The 342-nt window shown below is 74.0% G+C and carries 1 pseudogene; it reads left to right on the top strand.

From position 1 onward, the window contains the following. Nucleotides 1-272, top strand: a pseudogene (locus JHN63_RS52235) (transferase); the annotation flags it as partial. Nucleotides 273-342: the final 70 nt, after the last annotated feature.

Here is a 342-nt window from a genome sequence, read left to right as displayed (position 1 = left end):
GCGCCCGCGCACTCGAACTGTTCACCGTCGAGCAGAACATCGCGGCATTTCACGGCATTTACCTGGAGGTCGTCTCGCACTCCCCGGTACGCCGGGTCGTCCTGAACGAGGCAGGCGAACCCCTCCCCTTCGCGGCCCCCGCCGAGTCCCACGTCCCCGGCCGCTGGACCGGCCCCATGGCCCGCGTCGTGGCCCGCGGCGGCCCCACCTGGGCGACGGAAGCCCCGGTACGCGCCACCACCCCCTCGCCGACGACGGAGACAGCCCGATGACCGGCCTCGGCGAACTCGACCGCCCCGGAACACCCGGCAGCGCGGGGGCGTGGGACGCGCGATCGGAGGA

Source organism: Streptomyces sp. MBT65 (genome assembly GCF_016612545.1).
Classification (GTDB): Bacteria; Actinomycetota; Actinomycetes; order Streptomycetales; family Streptomycetaceae; genus Streptomyces.
The sequence above is the reverse complement of the archived record's forward strand: the minus strand, read 5'-3'. Positions and strand labels throughout refer to the sequence as shown.